Source organism: Parabacteroides distasonis (genome assembly GCF_004793765.1).
Classification (GTDB): domain Bacteria; phylum Bacteroidota; class Bacteroidia; order Bacteroidales; family Tannerellaceae; genus Parabacteroides; species Parabacteroides distasonis_A.
On sequence record NZ_SRYM01000137.1, the window covers coordinates 1 to 929 of the forward strand.

A 929-nucleotide genomic window follows, 5' to 3' on the forward strand; every position below is an offset into this window, starting at 1 on the left:
TCTATCACAGCATTTCGATATTCCACATCCTCACCAAGCAAACGTACAAGATACAAATGCCCACTCGAAGAATGGTCATCACCAAAATGATCCAAGACCTGCACATCGCACCCCTTCAGTCCTTCATTATACCTCTCAATAATCTGACGACGACGATACAGCATTTCCGGATAACGCTTCAACTGCGCTAGACCAATACCCGCCATCACATCCGTCATATTACACTTATAATACGGAGCGACAATATCATACTCCCATGCCCCCAACCTCGTTTTAGCAAGCGCGTCCTTGTTCTGCCCATGAAGGGAAAGCAATTGAAACTGTTTATAAAGAGACTCGTTGTCAACCCCATCATGATTTCTCCAAGTCAACGCACCTCCCTCTGCTGTCGTAAGGTTTTTCACGGCATGGAAGGAAAACGAAGTAAAATCAGCGATCTCACCACACATCTTTCCATGCCATTTGGCACCAAAAGCATGAGCGGCATCCGCAAGTACGATAACCCGACCGTACGCCTTCTGGATATCGTTCGCTGGCGAAAACAAATGTTTCTTGCTCTCTACGGCAGCGAATATCTTATCATAATCACAAACCACACCGGCAAGATCAACAGGCAGAACCACCTTTGTCCTCTCCGTGATCGCATCTGCCAACTTATCATAATCCATCTCAAACGAATCAGGAGCGGTATCTACCATGACAACCTTTGCCCCCACATGACAAGTTACGCTTGCGGTAGCGGTATACGTATAAGCGGAAGTAATCACCTCGTCTCCTGGCCCAACACCCAAAACACGCAATATCAACTCCATACAAGCCGTAGCCGAATTCAAGCATACAGCTTGCTCCGTCTGACAGCACATGGCAATTAATCTCTCAAATTCTTTTGTTTTAGGCCCCGTGGTGATCCAACCGGAACGAAGAGCCTC

Annotated in this window: 1 protein-coding gene; it reads right to left on the bottom strand. The window is 47.0% G+C overall.

Features of this window, described 5'->3' with window-relative positions:
* The coding region (locus E5342_RS19065; RefSeq protein WP_135960086.1) for a DegT/DnrJ/EryC1/StrS family aminotransferase at window positions 1-929 on the bottom strand (929 nt) is incomplete at both ends.